This is a genomic window from Shinella sp. 20P9.1.1 (assembly GCF_057798995.1).
The window spans coordinates 1-17,891 of sequence record NZ_JBYOLC010000013.1 but is presented as its reverse complement, the minus strand read 5'-3'; the positions used below and the strand labels follow the sequence as shown (position 1 = coordinate 17,891).

At 63.7% G+C, this 17,891-nt stretch carries 19 protein-coding genes and 1 pseudogene; 7 read left to right on the top strand and 13 right to left on the bottom strand.

Annotated features, from left to right (window positions below):
- Positions 1 to 2: 2 nt before the first annotated feature.
- From AC27VQ_RS20715 to rplS, 3 genes are all read right to left on the bottom strand, one after another.
- Positions 3 to 812 (bottom strand): amino acid ABC transporter permease, encoded by an 810-nt coding sequence (locus AC27VQ_RS20715; RefSeq protein ID WP_488717776.1) that lies wholly within the window; start codon positions 810 to 812, stop codon positions 3 to 5.
- Between the two features lie 9 nt (positions 813 to 821).
- On the bottom strand, positions 822 to 1,619 hold the full coding sequence (locus tag AC27VQ_RS20710) for a basic amino acid ABC transporter substrate-binding protein (protein ID WP_488717775.1): 798 nt from the start codon (positions 1,617 to 1,619) through the stop codon (positions 822 to 824).
- Positions 1,620 to 1,770: 151 nt separating this feature from the next.
- Positions 1,771 to 2,307, bottom strand: coding sequence for a 50S ribosomal protein L19 (gene rplS / locus AC27VQ_RS20705; protein ID WP_313531999.1), 537 nt, complete (start codon positions 2,305 to 2,307; stop codon positions 1,771 to 1,773).
- A 326-nt stretch (positions 2,308 to 2,633) separates the two neighbouring features.
- Here rplS and AC27VQ_RS20700 point away from each other — a divergent pair, with 326 nt between their 5' ends.
- The gene (locus tag AC27VQ_RS20700) at positions 2,634 to 3,380 is read left to right on the top strand and encodes a sulfite exporter TauE/SafE family protein (protein ID WP_488717774.1); all 747 of its coding nucleotides are present in this window, start codon (positions 2,634 to 2,636) and stop codon (positions 3,378 to 3,380) included.
- On the opposite strand, the gene trmD is transcribed toward AC27VQ_RS20700, so the two are convergent.
- From trmD to ffh, 5 genes are all read right to left on the bottom strand, one after another.
- Positions 3,362 to 4,054, bottom strand: coding sequence for a tRNA (guanosine(37)-N1)-methyltransferase TrmD (trmD, locus tag AC27VQ_RS20695; RefSeq protein ID WP_488717773.1), 693 nt, complete (start codon positions 4,052 to 4,054; stop codon positions 3,362 to 3,364). The genes AC27VQ_RS20700 and trmD overlap by 19 nt on opposite strands.
- A gap of 1 nt (position 4,055) precedes the next feature.
- A complete protein-coding gene (gene rimM / locus AC27VQ_RS20690; protein WP_313532003.1) occupies positions 4,056 to 4,631 on the bottom strand; it encodes a ribosome maturation factor RimM in 576 nt (191 codons plus the stop codon).
- 158 nt (positions 4,632 to 4,789) lie between these two features.
- Entirely contained in the window at positions 4,790 to 5,155 is a 366-nt protein-coding gene (gene rpsP, locus AC27VQ_RS20685) for a 30S ribosomal protein S16 (protein ID WP_313532004.1), read from the bottom strand.
- Positions 5,156 to 5,193: 38 nt separating this feature from the next.
- Complete coding sequence (locus AC27VQ_RS20680; protein ID WP_313532006.1) at positions 5,194 to 5,520, bottom strand: chorismate mutase; 327 nt, start codon at positions 5,518 to 5,520, stop codon at positions 5,194 to 5,196.
- An 11-nt stretch (positions 5,521 to 5,531) separates the two neighbouring features.
- The gene (ffh, locus tag AC27VQ_RS20675) at positions 5,532 to 7,076 is read right to left on the bottom strand and encodes a signal recognition particle protein (protein ID WP_488717772.1); all 1,545 of its coding nucleotides are present in this window, start codon (positions 7,074 to 7,076) and stop codon (positions 5,532 to 5,534) included.
- Between the two features lie 369 nt (positions 7,077 to 7,445).
- Here ffh and dapF point away from each other — a divergent pair, with 369 nt between their 5' ends.
- Genes dapF through AC27VQ_RS20655 form a run of 4 tightly spaced genes read left to right on the top strand, consistent with a single transcriptional unit; the run spans position 7,446 to position 11,769 of the window.
- On the top strand, positions 7,446 to 8,348 hold the full coding sequence (gene dapF, locus AC27VQ_RS20670; protein ID WP_488717771.1) for a diaminopimelate epimerase: 903 nt from the start codon (positions 7,446 to 7,448) through the stop codon (positions 8,346 to 8,348).
- Positions 8,345 to 9,619 (top strand): tRNA (N(6)-L-threonylcarbamoyladenosine(37)-C(2))-methylthiotransferase MtaB, encoded by a 1,275-nt coding sequence (gene mtaB / locus AC27VQ_RS20665; protein ID WP_488717770.1) that lies wholly within the window; start codon positions 8,345 to 8,347, stop codon positions 9,617 to 9,619. Before dapF ends, mtaB begins: the two co-directional genes overlap by 4 nt.
- 15 nt (positions 9,620 to 9,634) lie before the next feature.
- Positions 9,635 to 11,122, top strand: coding sequence for a signal recognition particle-docking protein FtsY (gene ftsY / locus AC27VQ_RS20660; protein ID WP_488717769.1), 1,488 nt, complete (start codon positions 9,635 to 9,637; stop codon positions 11,120 to 11,122).
- A complete protein-coding gene (locus AC27VQ_RS20655) occupies positions 11,119 to 11,769 on the top strand; it encodes a septation protein A (RefSeq protein WP_488717768.1) in 651 nt (216 codons plus the stop codon). Before ftsY ends, AC27VQ_RS20655 begins: the two co-directional genes overlap by 4 nt.
- Positions 11,770 to 11,829: 60 nt before the next feature.
- Here AC27VQ_RS20655 and AC27VQ_RS20650 read toward each other — a convergent pair whose 3' ends face one another.
- Both AC27VQ_RS20650 and AC27VQ_RS20645 read right to left on the bottom strand, forming a co-directional pair.
- Positions 11,830 to 12,660: an aldo/keto reductase gene (locus AC27VQ_RS20650; RefSeq protein ID WP_488717767.1), complete on the bottom strand. Its 831-nt coding sequence runs from the start codon at positions 12,658 to 12,660 to the stop codon at positions 11,830 to 11,832.
- A 105-nt stretch (positions 12,661 to 12,765) separates the two neighbouring features.
- A pseudogene (locus AC27VQ_RS20645) lies at positions 12,766 to 13,311 on the bottom strand (L,D-transpeptidase family protein).
- Between the two features lie 132 nt (positions 13,312 to 13,443).
- On the opposite strand from AC27VQ_RS20645, the gene AC27VQ_RS20640 reads away from it, so the two are divergent.
- Together AC27VQ_RS20640 and AC27VQ_RS20635 are read left to right on the top strand one after the other, a co-directional pair.
- Complete coding sequence (locus tag AC27VQ_RS20640; RefSeq protein ID WP_421594446.1) at positions 13,444 to 14,127, top strand: response regulator transcription factor; 684 nt, start codon at positions 13,444 to 13,446, stop codon at positions 14,125 to 14,127.
- A 71-nt stretch (positions 14,128 to 14,198) separates the two neighbouring features.
- Positions 14,199 to 14,654 carry a cyclic nucleotide-binding domain-containing protein gene (locus AC27VQ_RS20635; RefSeq protein ID WP_421594447.1) on the top strand — a complete coding sequence of 152 codons (456 nt, stop codon included), beginning with the start codon at positions 14,199 to 14,201 and terminating at the stop codon, positions 14,652 to 14,654.
- 3 nt (positions 14,655 to 14,657) lie between these two features.
- Here AC27VQ_RS20635 and AC27VQ_RS20630 read toward each other — a convergent pair whose 3' ends face one another.
- The 3 genes from AC27VQ_RS20630 to AC27VQ_RS20620 all read right to left on the bottom strand — a co-directional run.
- A complete protein-coding gene (locus tag AC27VQ_RS20630) occupies positions 14,658 to 15,464 on the bottom strand; it encodes an exodeoxyribonuclease III (protein ID WP_488717766.1) in 807 nt (268 codons plus the stop codon).
- Between the two features lie 88 nt (positions 15,465 to 15,552).
- Positions 15,553 to 16,218, bottom strand: a complete 666-nt coding sequence (locus AC27VQ_RS20625; RefSeq protein ID WP_488717765.1) for an outer membrane lipoprotein carrier protein LolA — start codon at positions 16,216 to 16,218, stop codon at positions 15,553 to 15,555.
- Positions 16,219 to 16,327: 109 nt separating this feature from the next.
- Positions 16,328 to 17,891 (bottom strand): DNA translocase FtsK (locus AC27VQ_RS20620; protein ID WP_488717764.1); only part of this gene is annotated, 1,564 nt, incomplete at its 5' end.

Here is a 17,891-nt window from a genome sequence, read left to right as displayed (position 1 = left end):
GCTCAGGTGGCCCGGCGCATGCGCCTTTCGAAGCCGCGAAGCGCCAGCGACAGGCCAATGGTGAGGATCAGATAGACATAGGCGACGATGGAATAGGTCTCGAAGAACCGGAAGGACCCGGAGGCGTAGACCTTGCCCATCTGCGTGATGTCGGCGACGCCAAGCACGGAAACGAGGGATGAATCCTTCACCATCGCGACGAAATCGTTGCCGAGCGGTGGAAGAATGACGCGCACCGCCTGCGGGAAGACGACGAGCCGGAAGCGCTGGAAGCGCGACAGGCCAAGCGCCTTGGCCGCCTCCACCTGCCCCTTGTCCACGGACTGAATGCCCGCGCGAAAAACCTCGGCGATGAAGGCGGAGTAGCCGATCATCAGCGCGATGATCGCCCGCCACATCAGGGAGAGATCGCGCACCAGCATGGGCTCGGCATAACCGGCCGAAACCAGCGGGCCAATCACAAGGTTGATCACCGCCACCAGCGCTGGCGCACCGACGAAGGCGATGTAGAACAAGAGCACCAGGATCGGCACGCCACGGATGACCTCCGTGTAGAAGCGGGCGATCTGGCGCAGCGCCTTGTGCTCCGAAAGCGCCATCAGGGCGACGCCGAGGCCGAGCAGGGTGGCGAGCAGAAAGGCGACGAGGGTCACGAAAACAGTGACCCACAGCCCCTTCAGCACGACGCCGAAAACCTGCGAATAGAGATCATTGGCGACGATAACGCCGGCGATCCCCAGAGCAATCAAGGCCAAGGCGACCAGCCACCAGGGATAGTCGCCCTTGCCTGCGTCAGACGAAACGGGAGCCATGACCGGTCGTCACTGACCCATCTTGTAGTCGAGGAACCACTTCTTGTTCAGTGCATCGAGCGTGCCGTCCGCCTTGAGGGCTGCGATCGCCGCATTGATGGGCGCGACAAGATCAGAGCCCTTCGGGAAGATGAAGCCGAAGTCTTCCGTGCCGAGCGGGCCGCCGACGACCTTCAGCTTGCCGCCGGAGGCATCGACATAGCCCTTGGCCGCGACACTGTCGGTCAGCACGAGATCGACGTCGCCGGCCTGCAAGGCCTGCACGGTCGCGCCGAACGTCTCGAACAGCTTTATGCGCGGGTTCTGCTCGTTGCCGTCGAGGATTTCATAGACGGCGGTGTAAAAGGGCGAAGTGCCCGGCTGGGCGGCGATCAGGCCGTCCTTGAAGGCGCCGAAGGTCTTGGCATCCGTGAAGCGGCTTTCATCGGCGCGCACCAGCATGAACTGCTGCGAGCGCATATAGGGATCGGAGAAGTCGACCTTCTCCTTGCGGTCATCCTTGATGGTGATGCCGGTCATGCCGATATTGTACTGGTTGTCGGAGACGGCCTGGATCATCGCGTCCCAGGAGGTGTTCTGGTACTCGACCTTGAAGTTCAGCCGCTTGGCGATCTCGTTCATCGCATCATATTCCCAGCCGATCTGGTTGCCGGTCTTGGGATCGACGAACTGCAGCGGCGGATAGGCGTTTTCCGTGACGACGACGACGGACTTGCCGGCGAGGTCGGGAAGGTCCGAGGCAAGCGTTACAGCGGGCATGAGGGCAGCGGCGACGAGGCCTGCAAGGACGGTGCGGCGGGAAAACATCAAAATATGCTCCTGAATTGTGGCGGCGGAACACTGTCACAGGTTCAGGCGGTGAAGCAAGCACGACACTTGCGCGCAAAGCCTTTTCCGTAAAACAAAAAGCCGCCGGCCAAGGCCGACGGCTTCGAAATATTGGAATGCGGCTGCCGGATTATTCGGCGGCGGCTTCAGCAGCCTTTGCGGCTTCAGCGGCGGCTGCCTTTTCGGCGGCTTCGGCTGCGGCCTTTTCAGCGGCGAGAGCCTGTGCGGCTGCGACCTTCTCGGCTTCCAGACGTGCCTTTTCCTCGGCAACGGCGGCGCGCTCGTTGTCGTTCAGTTTGCGGGCGCGCGTGCCGGTGTTCTCGATGATACGAGCCGACTTGCCGCGACGATCGCGCAGGTAGTAGAGCTTGGCGCGGCGGACCTTACCGCGGCGGACGACTTCGACGCCTTCGACGAGCGGCGAGTAAACCGGGAATACGCGCTCGACGCCTTCGCCGTAGGAGATCTTGCGGACGGTGAAGCTCTCGTTGATGCCGCCGCCGGAACGGGCGATGCAGACGCCTTCATAGGCCTGGACGCGGGTACGCGTGCCTTCCGTGACGCGCACGTTGACGCGGACGGTGTCGCCCGGGGAGAATTCCGGGAGCTGGCGCTTGGCTTCGATCTTCGCTGCCTGTTCGGCTTCGAGCTGCTGGATGATGTTCATCGTGTCAAACCTTCGGTTTTTCTGAAACAGCCAGAGCGCTCGACGGTCACCTTATGAGGTCATGCCTCGTGAGGGTAGTCCGTTGCCGGACGGAGCGGGTTCGCCATTCTTTGATTGCAGGTCGGCAGGACCAAGACCAATCGAATGATCATGATCCCAAATCCGTGCGGGCCAATACACCAGGTAAAGCCGTTTGTCATCCCCTAGGGCCAAAAGAATCCGACTGGGAATGGCGGTTTCTCCGGCCTTGCCGGCTTGGTGGCACCACGATATCACGCTTTGCAGGAGGAGACAGCGGCCGATGGTCGTTGTTCGCGAGGAGTGCCATGACCTTTGCCGATGCCATTTTACTGTTTGCCGCGGGCTACCTCTCCGGTGTGGTCAACGCCATTGCCGGCGGCGGCACCTTCCTCACCTTCGGCGCCATGACGCTGACCGGCCTGCCGCCGATCGTCGCCAATGCCACCTCCTCGATCACCCAATTCCCCGGTTACGTCACCTCGTCGCTCGCCTATGCGAAGGAAATCAAGGCCGACTGGAAGGAGGCCGCCCTCCTCGGCGCGCTGTCGCTCGTCGGCGGTCTCGCCGGTGCGCTGTTGCTGCTGTCGCTCGACAATCCGTCCTTCCGCGCGCTCGTACCGTGGCTGCTGCTCGCCGCAACCATCATCTTCGCCGCCGGCCCCTATCTCAAGCCAAAGACGCTGCATGCGGAAACGCCGGTCTCGCCACTCGGCCTTGCCGGTCAGTTCGTCACCTCGATCTACGGCGGCTTCTTCGGTGCGGGCATGGGCATCATGATGCTGGCCGTCCTCGGCCTCACCAAGGGCGGCGATTATCACCGGCTCAACGCGCTGAAGAATTTCCTGGCCGTCGTCATCGCGGGCGTCGCCATCGTCGTCTTCGCCAGCGGCAAGGTCGTCGGCTGGCCGCAGGCTGCCGTCATGGTGCCGGCCGGCGCGCTCGGCGGCTGGTCCGGTGTCTGGGCGGCCCGACGCGTGCCGCAGCCGGTCATCCGCGGCCTGGTGGTCGCGGTCGGCATAGCGCTGACGATCTATTATTTCGTGACGGGCTGAGACAGCAAATCCGGTCGGCGCTCACGCGTCAGTTTTTCCGCCTCTTCGCGCCGCCACCGGTCGATGGCCGCGTGATTGCCCGAGGTCAGCACGCCGGGGATTTCGCGGCCTTCCCAGACCGGCGGACGCGTGTAGTGCGGATGCTCCAGCAGCCCGCCCTCGAAACTCTCGTGCTCGCCCGAGAGAGCATTGCCCATCACACCGGGCAGGATGCGCACGATGGCATCGATGAGGATCATCGCCGCCGGCTCTCCGCCGGAGAGGATGTAGTCGCCGATCGACACTTCTTCGAGTGCACGCCCGTCGATAACCCGCTGATCAACGCCCTCGAAACGGCCGCAGACCACGATGACGCCGTCCCCGGCCGCCAGTTCGCGCACGCGTTGCTGCGTCAGCGGCTTGCCGCGCGGGCTCATCAATAGGCGCGGACGGTTGTCGCCTTCCGAGGCATGATCGATGGCCTTGGCCAGCACGTCCGGCTTCAGCACCATGCCCGCGCCCCCACCGGCCGGCGTGTCGTCGACAGTGCGGTGGCGGTCTGTGGTAAAGTCGCGGATCTGCACGCAATCCAGTTCCCAGTCACCGCGCGAAAGCGCTTTTCCGGAGAGCGACTGGCCAAGCAGGCCGGGAAACATCTCCGGGTAGAGGGTCAGGATGGTGGCGCGGAAAGCCACGTTATTCCCCGTCGTCTTCCGGCGGGCGGCGGCGCCGGCTGCCGGGACCGGTCTGCTCTTCCTCCTCGAGGCCGGCGGCGATCGCGTCGATCACCAGACGTCCGCCCTCGACATCGATTTCCAGCACGGCGGCTTCGGAAAAAGGAATGAGCACCGGCCGCTTGCCGGGGCCTTTCAGCTCCAGCAGATCGCCGGCACCGAAATCGAAGATACCGGTCACCGTGCCGTGGCTGCGGCCCTGCGTGTCGACCGCTTCCAGCCCTTCGAGATCGGCATAGAAGAACTCGTCCTCATCCAGCTCGTCATCCGGCAGGTTGTCGCGTTCGATATAGAGGTCGGTGCCGTTCAGCGCCTCGGCAGCATTTCGGTCGTTGACGCCGCGAAAACGTATCACGACGACGTTCTTCGCCTCGCGCACTTCCAGCACCTCGAAGGAACGGCCGTCGGCCGTGTGCAGATGGCCGTAGTCGCCGATCGCCGTGGGGTCGATCGTGAAGGATTTCACACGGACTTCGCCGCGCAGGCCCTGGGCCGCGCCGATCGTGCCCATGAGGATGGGATTTTCGAGTTTCGCCATGGTTTCGTTCCGAGCGTTCGTGTGAAGCCTCATACGACGTCTCAGCCGAGGCTCCTAGAGCAATTCCAGCAAAAGTGCGTGAGCGGCGGTGGCGCAGACGCAAATGAAAACGGGCGGCATGAAACACGCCGCCCGCTTCAAAAGGATGATGCGAAGAATTATTCGCCGGCGGCAGCAGCAGCGGCGTCTTCTTCCTTCTGCTTCTTCTCGGCAGCGCGCTCGAGCGCCTTCTTGCCCGGCTTTGCCTTTTCCGGGTTGGTGCGGGCGTCGCGCTTCACAACGCCGGCTTCGTCGAGGAAGCGTGCAACGCGGTCGGTCGGCTGGGCGCCCTTGGCGAGCCATTCCTTGGCGCGGTCGGCGTCGATCTGAACGCGGTTTGCGTCGTCCTTGCCGAGCATCGGGTTCCAGGCGCCGAGCTTCTCGAGGAAGCGGCCGTCACGCGGCGAGCGGGCGTCGGCAACGACGATCTGGTAGTACGGACGCTTCTTGGAGCCACCGCGGGCGAGACGAATTTTCAGGGACATGTCATTACTCCTTGGATGTGGTGAACCCGCGTCTTGGTTTACGCGGGGGTGTTCTGGTTTGCGCCGCTGTGTTCAGCGGCAATGGCTTCATGGTGCCGGATCACCTCGCGGATGATGAAGTTCAGGAACTTCTCCGCGAAATCCGGATCCAGATTGGCATCCTTCGCCAGGCGGCGAAGGCGCTCGATCTGGTATTCCTCGCGCGCCGGATCGGCGGGCGGCAGTTCATGCGTCGCCTTCAGCACGCCCACCGCCTGGGTGCAGCGGAAGCGTTCGGCGAGCATATGCACAAGGGCAGCGTCGATATTGTCGATCGACTGCCGGTATTGGCCCAGTTGTTCCCTAATCTTCGGATCGATCGTCATGGTTCAACCCCTCACTTCTTCTTCGGCAGGCCGGGCAGGCCCGGAAGGCCGCCGCCGAGGCCGGGCAGGCGCAGACCACCGCCACCACCGAGACCCGGCAGGCTGCCCGGCTTGATACCGGCGGCTTCCGCCTGCTTGGCCAGCGCTTCGAGCTGCTTCGGGTCCATGCTGGAAAGGTCGGGCATGCCGCCCATGCCGCCGCCGAGGCCCATCTTGCTGGCAAGACCGCCCATCATCTGCTTCATCATGCCGCCCTTCTTGCCGCCCATCATCTTCATCATGTCCGCCATCTGGCGGTGCATCTTCAGAAGCTTGTTGATGTCGGCCGCATCGGTTCCGGAACCGGCGGCGATGCGCTTCTTGCGGGAATGCTTGAGCAGGTCGGGGTTGGCACGCTCGGCCTTGGTCATCGAGTTGATGATCGCGATCTGGCGGCCGAACAGCTTGTCGTCGAGGCCGGCGGCGGACATCTTGTCCTTCATGCCGGCCATGCCGGGCATCAGCCCCATGATGCCGCCCATGCCGCCCATCTTCTGCATCTGGCGCAGCTGGTCGGCGAGGTCGTTCAGGTCGAACTTGCCCTTGGCCATCTTGGCGGCCATGGCAGCCGCCTTCTCGGCGTCGATATTCTCCGCCGCCTTCTCGACGAGCGAGACGATGTCGCCCATGCCGAGGATGCGGTCGGCGACGCGGCGGGGATGGAATTCCTCCAGCTCGCCCATCTTTTCGCCGACGCCGATCAGCTTGATCGGCTTGCCGGTGACGGCGCGCATGGAAAGGGCGGCACCGCCGCGACCGTCGCCGTCCATGCGGGTGAGCACCAGGCCGGTAATGCCGACGCGGTCGTCGAAATTGCGGGCAAGGTTGACGGCATCCTGACCGGTCAGCGCATCGGCGACGAGCAGGATTTCATGCGGATTGGACTTCCGCTTGATCTCCGCCATCTCGATCATCAGCGGCTCGTCGATATGGGTACGGCCGGCGGTGTCGAGGATGACGACATCATGGCCGCCAAGCTTGGCGGCCTGCACGGCGCGCGCGGCGATATCGGTCGGCGACTGGCCGGCGATGACAGGCAGCGTGTCGATGCCGGTCTGCACGCCGAGCTGGCGCAGCTGCTCCTGCGCGGCCGGACGGCGCGTGTCGAGCGAGGCCATCAGGACCTTCTTCTTCTCGCGCGTCTTCAGCCGGTTGGCGATCTTGCCCGACGTGGTCGTCTTACCCGAGCCCTGCAAACCGACCATCATGATGACGACGGGAGCGGCGGCATTGAGATCGACCGAAACGCCCTCGGAACCGAGCATCGAGACCAGCTCGTCATGCACCAGCTTGACGACCATCTGGCCGGGCTTGATCGACTTCAGGATCTCAGCGCCGACGGCCTTCTCACGCACCGCATCGGTGAAGGAACGCACCACTTCCAGCGCCACGTCCGCTTCCAGAAGCGCACGGCGGACCTCGCGCAGCGCCGCGGCGACATCGGCCTCGGAAAGCGCGCCACGGCCTGTCAGTCCATTCAGAATGGAGCCAAGGCGGTCCTGGAGTGTTTCAAACATCACGTCATCCTTCTTGTTTCCGTTCGTGGCGGAAACGTCGGTGCTACCGGCGGCAAAAACAAGACGCAAAGCCAAAAAGCACCCGAGGGCGCATCGCGCTGTCGGGTGTTAACCTCCGGGATCTGTTTATACCGCTATGGGTCCCGGTCGGCGGCTTCAAGCATTCGTACTTGTCGCAGATGCGCGGCTTAAACAGCAACGGGGCCGGAAAGTCAAGGATTGGAGTCTTGCTGGAGGCGACGCGCCAAGGATTCGAAGACTCCAAGGGTTGCATCTGGTATTTTCAACCCGCTTGCGCCATATACGCGCGAGAAACTGAAGACTCCAGATGCAAGGATCAGCATTCGAATCCTTGCGGGAATATCCGACATGGCAGCAGACGTGCAATTCGCCCGCATGAACGGGCTGGGAAACATGATCCTGGTCGTGGATATGCGCGGCCGCCCGGATAACGTGACGCCGGCCGCGGCGATTGCGCTCAATGCCGACCCCGCCACGCGCTTCGACCAGATCATGGCGATCCATGACCCTCGCGTGGACGGCACCGATGCCTTCATCGATATCCTCAACTGCGACGGCACCAAGGCGCAGGCCTGCGGCAACGGTACGCGCTGCGTCGTGCAGGCACTGGCCAGCGAGACCGGCCGCAAGGTCTTCACCTTCCAGACTGTCGCCGGCATCCTGAACGCCGTCGAGCACGAGGACGGTACGATCTCCGTCGACATGGGCAGGCCGGTCTTCGAATGGAACCGCATCCCGCTCGCCGAGGAATTCTACGATACCAGCCGCATCGAGTTGCAGATCGGGCCGATCGACGATCCGATCCTGCATTCCCCCGCCGTCATGTCGATGGGCAATCCGCATGCCATCTTCTGGGTCGATCGCGACCCGATGAGCTTCGATCTCGACCGTTTCGGCCCGCTGCTTGAAAACCACCCGATGTTCCCGGAAAAGGCCAATATTACGCTGGCGCAGGTGACGTCGCCGACCTCGATGACGACACGGACCTGGGAGCGCGGCGCGGGCCTGACGCTCGCCTGCGGCTCGGCCGCCTGCTCAGCCGGCGTTTCCGGCGCACGCACCGGCCGCACCGGCCGCAAGGTCGAGATCACGGTCGCCAGCAGCCCGAACCGCGGCAAGCTCACCATCGAATGGCGCGACGACGACCATGTCGTGATGACGGGACCTGCCGCATGGGAATGGTCGGGTACGCTCGACCCCGTCAGCGGTGCGTTCCGCCGCGATGATGAAGCCGGGGCGGCCGCCCTTTGAGCGGCGTCGATGTCATAACCTTCGGCTGTCGGCTCAACACCTACGAATCGGAAGTGATGCGCGCCGAAGCCGAGAAGGCGGGGCTGAACAATGCCGTGCTGGTGAACACCTGCGCCGTGACGGGGGAAGCCGTGCGCCAGGCCCGGCAGGCGATCCGCCGCGCGCGCCGCGACAATCCCCATGCCCGCATCATCGTCACCGGCTGCGCCGCACAGACGGAAAGCGCCACCTTCGCCGCCATGCCGGAGGTGGACGCCGTGCTCGGCAACGAGGAGAAGCTGAAGAGCGCCTCCTACCGGGCGCTGCCGGATTTCGGCGTCTCCGCGGAAGAGAAACTGCGCGTCAACGACATCATGAGCGTGCGCGAGACCGCGCCGCAGATGGTAAAGCTGATCGACGGCCATGTGCGCGCCTTCGTGCAGGTCCAGAACGGCTGCGACCACCGCTGCACCTTCTGCATCATCCCCTATGGCCGCGGCAATTCCCGCTCCGTGCCGATGGGTGCGGTGGTCGAGCAGGCGCGCAAACTGGTCGAGAGCGGTTACTGCGAGATCGTGCTGACCGGGGTGGACGCGACCAGCTACGGCGCCGACCTGCCCGGCCGGCCGAGCCTCGGCCAGCTTGCCAAGACGCTGCTGAAGCAGGTGCCGGACATCCGCCGCCTGCGGCTCTCCTCCATCGACAGCATCGAGGCGGACGACCATCTCTGGGACCTGATCGCCGACGAACCGCGTTTCATGCCGCACCTGCATCTGTCCCTACAGCATGGCGACGACATGATCCTCAAGCGCATGAAACGCCGCCACTCGGCTGACGATGCCCGCGCCTTCTGCGGCCGCGTGCGCGATCTGCGCCCCGATGCCAGTTTTGGCGCAGACATGATCGCCGGCTTTCCGACGGAGACGGAGGACATGTTCGCCAATGCCGGCAAGCTGGCGGAAGATTGCGGCATCGCGCATCTGCACGTCTTTCCCTATAGCCCGCGCCCCGGCACGCCGGCCGCCCGCATGCCGCAGCTCGACCGCGCCCTCGTCAAGGAACGCGCCGCGCGGTTGCGGGAGACTGGAAAACGGCTGCATGAAGCCCATCTCGTTTCCATGATCGGGAAACGGGAAACGATCCTCGTCGAGAACAACGGCCTCGCCCACACCGAAAATTTCACGCTCGTCGATGCCGCAGGGCTAAAACCCCGCGACCTTGTGCCGGTCACCATCACCGGCCACAATGGCAGGCACCTGACGATGCGGCCCGAAAACCGCCTTCTCGCATAACCAGCGGATACACTTATGGCCCTCGGCTTCATCAAGAAGATTTTTACGTTCGGAAAAGACACCGCCCCCGAGCAGAAGCCGGAGGCCGAGGCCGCCGTCGTAGCGCCACAGGTGGAACAGGCCGCTCCCGCGCAGCCCATCGATGATGCCACCGCGACCGAGGAGCGGGACGCGCTGCTTGAGGAAGCCGAAGCGGCCAATCCAGAAGCGGCGAGCCACGTTCCCGACGAGCCGGAGCCGGATATCTATCCGTTGCCGCACACCCCCGCGCTGCCGGTCGCCGAAGACCCGGTTACGCCCACTGAGATGGAAACGGCCGGCGGACCGGCCGATGATATCAGCGAAAATGAAGAGGACGTCGCCGAGGAAGATCCGGTTGCGGCGGTAGAGGCGACTGTCGAGGATGAGCCGGAAGCAATCGTCGAAATCGAAGACGTCGCTACTCCGGTGGAAGAGGCGACGCCGGCCGAAATCGAAGACCCCGTTCTCGAAGAGGTTGCCCGCCTCGAGCCGAAGGCCCTGCCAAAGGGTTTTGCCAGCGCCGAAGACAAGCCGGTCGAAGTGGCTGCCGCGCCGCAGCCCAAGCGCACCTGGTTCCAGCGCCTGCGCGAGGGTCTGTCGCGCACATCCTCACAGCTCACCGGCCAGATCACCAGCCTCTTCACCAAGCGCAAGCTTGACGACGACACGTTGCAGGACCTCGAGGACCTGCTGATCCAGGCGGACCTCGGCGTCGAGACGGCGCTGCGCATCACCGATACGCTCGCCTCCGAGCGCTACGGCAAGGACGTGACGGGCGCGGACGTCTCGCGCATCATGGCCAGCGAGATCACCAAGGTCCTCTCGCCGGTCGCCAAGCCGCTGGCGCTCGAGCTCAATCACAAGCCGCATGTCATCCTCGTCGTCGGCGTCAACGGCACCGGCAAGACCACGACCATCGGCAAGCTCGCCGCCAAGCTCTCGGGCGCCGGCCTGAAGGTGATGATGGCCGCCGGCGATACTTTTCGCGCGGCCGCGATAGAGCAGCTGAAAATCTGGGCGGAGCGCACCGGCTCCGAGATCGTCTCCTCGAAACTCGGTGCCGATGCCGCCGGCCTCGCCTATGAGGCCTATGAGCAGGCGAAGGAGAAGAAGAGCGACGTCCTGATCATCGACACGGCCGGCCGCCTGCAGAACAAGACGGAGCTGATGGCGGAGCTGGAAAAGATCGTGCGCGTGCTCGGCAAGCTTGATCCGGACGCGCCGCACACCGTGCTCCAGACGCTCGACGCGACGACCGGCCAGAACGCCCTGAACCAGGTCGAGATTTTCCGCAATGTCGCGGGCGTCACGGGCCTGATCATGACAAAATTGGACGGTACGGCCCGCGGCGGCATCCTTGTGGCCATTGCCGCCAAACACAAGCTGCCGGTCTATTTCATCGGTGTCGGTGAAGGGATCGACGATCTCGAACCCTTCGAGGCCAAGGATTTCGCGGAAGCGATCGCAGGAGTTGGAGCATGAGCAAGGTTTCGCTGGAAACGCCTGCTAAAACCAAGGAGAAGGTCAGCCCGCTCCTCAAGATGGTGCTGGAACTCGGGCCCCTCATCGTGTTCTTCTTCGCCAATTCGCGCGGCGAATGGCTGGCGGCGCAGTTCCCGGTGCTCTCCGAACTGGGCGGCCCGATCTTCATCGCCACCGGCCTCTTCATGGCCGCGACGGCCATCGCGCTCATCGTCTCCTGGATGCTCACCCGCACCCTGCCGATCATGCCGCTGATTTCGGGCATCGTCGTCTTCGTCTTCGGCGCACTGACGCTCTGGCTGCAGAACGACACCTTCATCAAGATGAAGCCGACCATCGTCAATTCGCTGTTCGGCGCCATCCTGCTCGGCGGCCTGTTCTTCGGCAAATCGCTGCTCGGCTACGTCTTCCACGCCGCCTTCAAGCTCGATGACGACGGCTGGCGCAAACTGACGCTGCGCTGGGGCCTGTTCTTCCTGGTGCTTGCCGTGATGAACGAAGTGGTCTGGCGCAACTTCTCGACGGATTTTTGGGTCGCCTTCAAGGTCTGGGGCACGATGCCCATCACCATCCTGTTCACGCTCGCCCAGATGCCGCTGATCATGCGCCATTCGATCGAAACGCCGGAAGACGGCAAGACGTCGTAAAGCAGCATTCTTGCCGCCGCGCCAGCCATCGGCCGGCGCGGCGATCTCTTGCAAATCCGATCAGAACGTCGCCGTCATCGGATCGGGGCCGATACGCTTGCCGTCCTTTTCAAGCGTGGCGAAGGTCGCCATGTCCTCGGCATCCAGCTTGAAATCGAAGACCTTGAAATTCTCCTCGATGCGCGACGGCGTCACCGACTTCGGGATCACGACGAGGCCGTTGTCGATATGCCAGCGGGTGATGACCTGTGCCGGCGTGCGGCCGTGCTTGGCGGCGACCTTGGCGACCACAGGGTTCTCCAGAAGCTGACCCTGGCCGAGCGGGCTCCAGGACTGCGTGACGATCCGGTGCTTGTCGTGATAGGCACGGGCTTCCTTCTGCGGGAAATCCGGATGCAGCTCGATCTGGTTGATGACGGGCGTGATGCCGGTCTCGTCGATCAGCCGCTGCAGGTCCTCGGGATAGAAGTTGGACACGCCGATGGAGCGGGCGCGGCCGTCCTTCTGCAGCTGGATGAAGGCTTTCCAGGTGTCGACGAACTGGTCGCGCTTCGGCGCCGGCCAGTGGATGAGGTAGAGATCGACATAGTCGGTGCCAAGGCGCTTCAGGCTGGCATCGAAGGCCTTCAGGGTCGAATCGTAACCCTGATCGGAATTCCACAGTTTCGTCGTGAGGAAGATTTCCGGGCGCGCGACGCCGGAGGCGCGGATGCCCTCGCCGACGCCCTCTTCGTTCTCGTAGATCGCAGCGGTATCGATATGGCGATAGCCAGCGCCAAGTGCCGCCTTCACCGCCGTCACGGCCGTATCGTTCGGGGTCTGCCACACGCCAAGACCGACCTGGGGAATGCTGTTGCCGTCGTGAAAGAGAATTGTCGACTGATCGCTCATGAGAATGTCTCCATGAAAAGGAATGAACCCGGACGGGTTTTGGGAAGGCGAGGCTGCATATAGGTCGAGGCCACCGCCATTTCAGCGGCGCACGGGTAGAAAATGTCAGAGCACGCGCACGACCGTTCCGCGCCGCATATGCGGCAGGATGCGCAGCATGTCCGGCCGGGAAACCGCAACACAGCCGGCCGTCGGCTCGTAGCCGGGGCGGATGAGATGGAAGAAGATCGCCGAGCCGGCATTGCGGCGGCGCAACGTCACGTTCCAGTCGAGCACGAGGCAGATGTCATAGAGTTCATCCTTGCGCTGCATCTCCTAATGGCTCGGCTTGAAGGGCGCACGCACGAGCCTGTTGTAGCTAGGGTGACCAGGCGCATCGCACCAGAGCATCGACGGACGGGTGCGCTTGAGCGTCAGCGCCGTCTTCGGCTGGCCGAGCCGGTCGCCGCGCAGGAAACCGGAAAGCACTTTCATGGCGGCGATCGGCGTTGCGCCGTCGCCCTCGCGCTTGCGGCTGGTCCGCCCTGAACGGCCGATGGCGGCGGGGATGCGCAACGGCCCGACCTGCACGATGGCGCGGGTCTTCTTCCCCGGTGCCGGCCGCACCACAATGGTCTTCACGGATTGTTTAGGAGATGTGATCCGCCGCATTCGCCCCCGCCATATTCGCGCCATGCCACAATTCGACTGGCTAGACCGACCATAGGCCGCGCCGACGCGCCCTTCCATTTGAATTTTGGCCCTAACTCCCTTACTTTCCTGGGAAATGCCGAGAGGAAACGCATGACATCCCGCACGATCCTTCTTGTCGACGACGACAACGACCTTCGCGAGACGCTCGTCGAGCAGCTTTCGCTCTATGAGGAATTCACGACGCTGGAGGAAATGACCGCCGGCAAGGGCATCCAGACGGCGCGCGCCAACCAGATCGACCTGCTCATCATGGATGTCGGCCTGCCAGACATGGACGGCCGCGAGGCGGTGAAGCTCCTGCGCAAGGGCGGCTTCAAGGCGCCGATCATCATGCTGACCGGCCACGACACCGATTCGGACACGATCCTCGGGCTGGAAGCCGGTGCCAACGACTATGTGACGAAGCCCTTCCGCTTCGCCGTGCTGCTCGCCCGCATCCGCGCGCAACTGCGCCAGCACGAGAGCAGCGAGGATGCCACCTTCACGGTCGGCCCCTATACGTTCAAGCCCGGCCAAAAGCTGCTGACGCTGGAAAACGGCCAGAAGATCCGCCTCACGGAAAAGGAAGCGGCGATCATCCGCTATCTCTACCGCGCCGACCAGAAGGTGGTGACGCGCGACGTGTTGCTGGAGGAAGTCTGGGGTTACAATTCCGGCGTGACGACCCACACGCTGGAAACCCATGTCTATCGCCTGCGCCAGAAGATCGAGCGCGACCCTTCCAATGCCGAGATTCTCGTGACAGAGAACGGCGGCTACAAGATCGTACCTTAGTGTTTCGCGCAATTCCGGACGGAAAACCGCGTCACACTTTTCCTGGAATTGCTTTTTAGGGAGAACCCGCCGTGGCTCTCAGCGACGACATCGCCCTTCTAGCCCGCGTGCCGCTGTTCACCGGTCTTGCCGACGACAAGCTGCGGCTGATGGCCTTCGGCGCCGAACGCCGCCGGCTGGTCGAGGGCCAGACGCTGTTTCGCGAGGGTACGTCGGCCGATTGCGGCTTCGTCGTCGCCCACGGCTCGTTCCAGCTCACCTCGACGCTGCGCGACGGGTCAACCCGTGAGGAAGGCGTGGCGGATTACGGCACGCTGCTGTCGGAGCTTGCGATGATCTCGGCGGTCGAGCGCAAATATACCGCCGTGGCGCTGCAAGACAGCGAGGTCATCCGCATCAACCGTCCGCTCTTCCGCCGCATGCTGGAAGAATATCCCGACGTCGCCGTGCTCGTGGATGCGCGCATCCGCGAAAACCTCACGGCGATGATCACGCAGATGCGCGGCCTCGCCCGCCGCTTCGCCTAGCCCTTAAAAATCGAACTCGGCGATTACAGGCACGTGGTCCGACGGCCGTTCCCAGCCGCGCGCTTCGCGGATCACGGAAATGTTCGTGAGGTGCGGGTCAAGGTCGGCCGAGGACCAGATATGGTCGAGGCGACGGCCCTTGTTGGCGGCTTGCCAATCGGCCGAGCGGTAGCTCCACCATGTATAGAGCTTCTCCTCCGCCGGCACCTTGCGGCGCATCAGATCGACCCAGGCCCCCTTTGTCATGACCTCGGTGAGGCCCTCGGTCTCGATCGGCGTGTGGCTGATGATCTTCAGGAGTTGCTTGTGCGACCAGACGTCATGCTCCAGCGGCGCGATGTTGAGGTCGCCGACGAGGATGGAGGAAATCCCCGCTTCCGCTTCGGCATGCAACAGCTTCATCTCCTCGATGAAATCGAGCTTGTGGCCGAATTTCGCATTGATCGTGCGATCCGGCTCGTCGCCGCCCGCCGGCACATAGAAATTGTGCACGCGGATCGACTTGCCGCGATGATGCAGCAGCACCGAGACGTGGCGCGCATCGCCGACGCCGCAATAGTCGCGGCGCTCGACGATCTCGGTCAGCGGCAGGCGGGAGATGGTGGCGACGCCGTGATAGCCCTTCTGGCCATGCATGACGATGTGCTCATAGCCGAGCGCCTTCAGCGGCTTCGACGGGAACTGGTCGTTCGGGCACTTGGTTTCCTGCAGGCACAGGATGTCGGGCGAGAAGGTCTTCAGGAAATGCTCGACGAGCGGCATGCGCAGCCGCACGGAGTTGATGTTCCAGGTCGCGATCGAAAGTGCCATGCCAGCCCTGCCTCAAAAACATCCGGCCCGTCGAGCGGGCCGGTTTCAGGGCGTCTTAGAGCATTTCCAGCCGAAACGGAAACGCCGATTACTTGGCGCCGCGCTGGCGGACTTCGTCGTAGGGGATCGTGAAAACCTTGTCGTCGAGCGGAATACCGGTCTTCACGTTGAAGATCATCACCGACGTGTCCTTGCCCTGCGCGTCGGTGATCGTCCACTGGCGCAGGTCGTAGGTCTTCGGGTCGAACATCATGGTGATAGTCGAATCGCCGAACATGTTGCGGTCGCCGAGCACGATCGTCGTCAGATCCGCCTCTTCCTTGACGGAGCGCACCATCTTGGCCGAGAGGTCGATCTTGTTACCGAGCAGCAGGTTCAGCGGGGTCTTGGAGAGCGGATAGAGATCCCAGGTCTTGAGCTTGCGGTTGCCGATGACCACGGAGCGGCCGTCGGCGATCACGCGCATCGGCGAGGGGTCTTCGTAGTTGAAGCGGATCTTGCCCGGACGATCGATGAAGAACTTGCCGCCGGTCTGTTCGCCGCGCGGACCGAACTGCACGAATTCGCCGGCCATGGTCTTCACCGAGGCGAAGTGATCGGCGATCTTCTGGGCGGCCGCACTGGCCTGCGCAGAGGCCTCGACGGGCGACAGCAGCGAAAGGCCGGCAGCGAATGTCAGGGCCATGAGGCCGGTGAAGCCGCGGCGCGTCAGCGTTGCGGCCTTTTCGGATCGGTTCATCTTGGTCTCCTTCATGCGTTTTTCATGCGGGCCAAACGCGGCGCCATAATGGCACTCAGCCCAAGCAGAAATAATGGCGCGAGACTTGCCGGTCGAAACGTCGCAGAAGGCACTCCGTTCCCGGTCATCGTCCCGAAATTTCGTCTTCCGTCGGCACGAGGATTTCGCGCTTTCCGGCGTGGTTGGCGGGGCCGATCAGGCCCTCCTTCTCCATACGCTCGATGAGCGAGGCGGCGCGGTTGTAGCCGATGCCGAGGCGGCGCTGGATATAGGACGTCGAGGCCTTGCCGTCGCGCAGCACCACGGCGACCGCCTGGTCGTAGGGATCGTCGGAATCGTCGAGGTTCGCCGTGCCGGCCGGACCGCCGCCACCCTCGCCGTCCTCGTCGTCGTCCTCGGTGATGGCATCGAGATATTGCGGCGCGCCCTGCGCCTTGAGATGCGCGACCACGGCCTCCACCTCGCCGTCCGAGACGAACGGGCCGTGCACGCGCTGGATGCGCCCGCCGCCGGCCATGTAAAGCATGTCGCCCATGCCGAGCAGCTGTTCAGCGCCCTGTTCGCCGAGAATGGTACGGCTGTCGATCTTCGACGTCACCTGGAAGGAGATGCGGGTGGGGAAGTTCGCCTTGATCGTGCCGGTGATGACATCGACGGAGGGGCGCTGCGTCGCCATGATGACGTGGATGCCGGCGGCGCGCGCCATCTGCGCCAGGCGCTGCACCGCGCCTTCGATATCCTTGCCGGCGACCATCATCAGGTCGGCCATTTCGTCGATGATCACGACGATATAGGGGATCGGCTGAAGGTCGAACTCTTCCGTCTCGTACATGGCTTCGCCGGTCTGGCGGTCGAAGCCGGTCTGCACGGTGCGGGTCATCGTCTCGCCCTTGGCCAGCGCCTGCTCGACGCGGCTGTTGAAACCGTCGATGTTGCGCACGCCGATCTTCGACATCTTCTTGTAGCGCTCCTCCATCTCGCGCACGGTCCATTTCAGGGCGACGACCGCCTTCTTCGGATCTGTGACGACGGGAGAGAGCAGGTGCGGAATACCGTCATAGACGGAGAGTTCCAGCATCTTGGGGTCGATCATGATCAGACGGCACTGCTCCGGCTTCAGGCGGTAGAGCAGCGACAGGATCATGGTGTTGATGGCAACCGACTTGCCCGAGCCGGTGGTACCGGCAACGAGCAGATGCGGCATCTTGGCGATGTCGGAAATAACAGGCTCGCCGCCGATCGTCTTGCCGAGCGCCATGGCAAGGCGGGCCTTAGAGGTCTCGAAATCGCGAGATGCGATGAGTTCGCGCAGATAGACGGTCTCGCGGCTCTGGTTGGGCAGTTCGATGCCGATGGCGTTGCGGCCGGGCACGACGGCGACGCGGGCGGCGATCGCGCTCATCGAGCGGGCGATATCGTCGGCAAGGCCGATGACGCGCGACGACTTGATGCCGGGTGCCGGCTCCAGCTCATAGAGGGTGACGACCGGGCCGGGGCGGACATGGATGATCTCGCCCTTGACGCCGAAGTCCTCCAGCACGCCTTCCAGCATGCGGGCATTCTGTTCCAGCGCATCGGCGGATAGCGTCGCGTCGCGCACCTGGCCGCGCGGTTCGGCAAGCAGATGGATCGGCGGCAGCTGGAAGCCGTCGGCGCCGACGAAGGACGTCTGGGCTTCGCGCTCGATG

What these genes read in the sequence shown, in the direction of transcription:
- AC27VQ_RS20715 (WP_488717776.1), bottom strand. Translation starts at nt 812, where the DNA reads ATGGCTCCCGTTTCGTCTGACGCAGGCAAGGGCGACTATCCCTGGTGG.
- AC27VQ_RS20710 (WP_488717775.1), bottom strand. Translation starts at nt 1,619, where the DNA reads ATGTTTTCCCGCCGCACCGTCCTTGCAGGCCTCGTCGCCGCTGCCCTC.
- rplS (WP_313531999.1), bottom strand. Translation starts at nt 2,307, where the DNA reads ATGAACATCATCCAGCAGCTCGAAGCCGAACAGGCAGCGAAGATCGAA.
- AC27VQ_RS20700 (WP_488717774.1), top strand. Translation starts at nt 2,634, where the DNA reads ATGACCTTTGCCGATGCCATTTTACTGTTTGCCGCGGGCTACCTCTCC.
- rimM (WP_313532003.1), bottom strand. Translation starts at nt 4,631, where the DNA reads ATGGCGAAACTCGAAAATCCCATCCTCATGGGCACGATCGGCGCGGCC.
- rpsP (WP_313532004.1), bottom strand. Translation starts at nt 5,155, where the DNA reads ATGTCCCTGAAAATTCGTCTCGCCCGCGGTGGCTCCAAGAAGCGTCCG.
- AC27VQ_RS20680 (WP_313532006.1), bottom strand. Translation starts at nt 5,520, where the DNA reads ATGACGATCGATCCGAAGATTAGGGAACAACTGGGCCAATACCGGCAG.
- ffh (WP_488717772.1), bottom strand. Translation starts at nt 7,076, where the DNA reads ATGTTTGAAACACTCCAGGACCGCCTTGGCTCCATTCTGAATGGACTG.
- dapF (WP_488717771.1), top strand. Translation starts at nt 7,446, where the DNA reads ATGGCAGCAGACGTGCAATTCGCCCGCATGAACGGGCTGGGAAACATG.
- ftsY (WP_488717769.1), top strand. Translation starts at nt 9,635, where the DNA reads ATGGCCCTCGGCTTCATCAAGAAGATTTTTACGTTCGGAAAAGACACC.
- AC27VQ_RS20655 (WP_488717768.1), top strand. Translation starts at nt 11,119, where the DNA reads ATGAGCAAGGTTTCGCTGGAAACGCCTGCTAAAACCAAGGAGAAGGTC.
- AC27VQ_RS20650 (WP_488717767.1), bottom strand. Translation starts at nt 12,660, where the DNA reads ATGAGCGATCAGTCGACAATTCTCTTTCACGACGGCAACAGCATTCCC.
- AC27VQ_RS20640 (WP_421594446.1), top strand. Translation starts at nt 13,444, where the DNA reads ATGACATCCCGCACGATCCTTCTTGTCGACGACGACAACGACCTTCGC.
- AC27VQ_RS20630 (WP_488717766.1), bottom strand. Translation starts at nt 15,464, where the DNA reads ATGGCACTTTCGATCGCGACCTGGAACATCAACTCCGTGCGGCTGCGC.
- AC27VQ_RS20625 (WP_488717765.1), bottom strand. Translation starts at nt 16,218, where the DNA reads ATGAAGGAGACCAAGATGAACCGATCCGAAAAGGCCGCAACGCTGACG.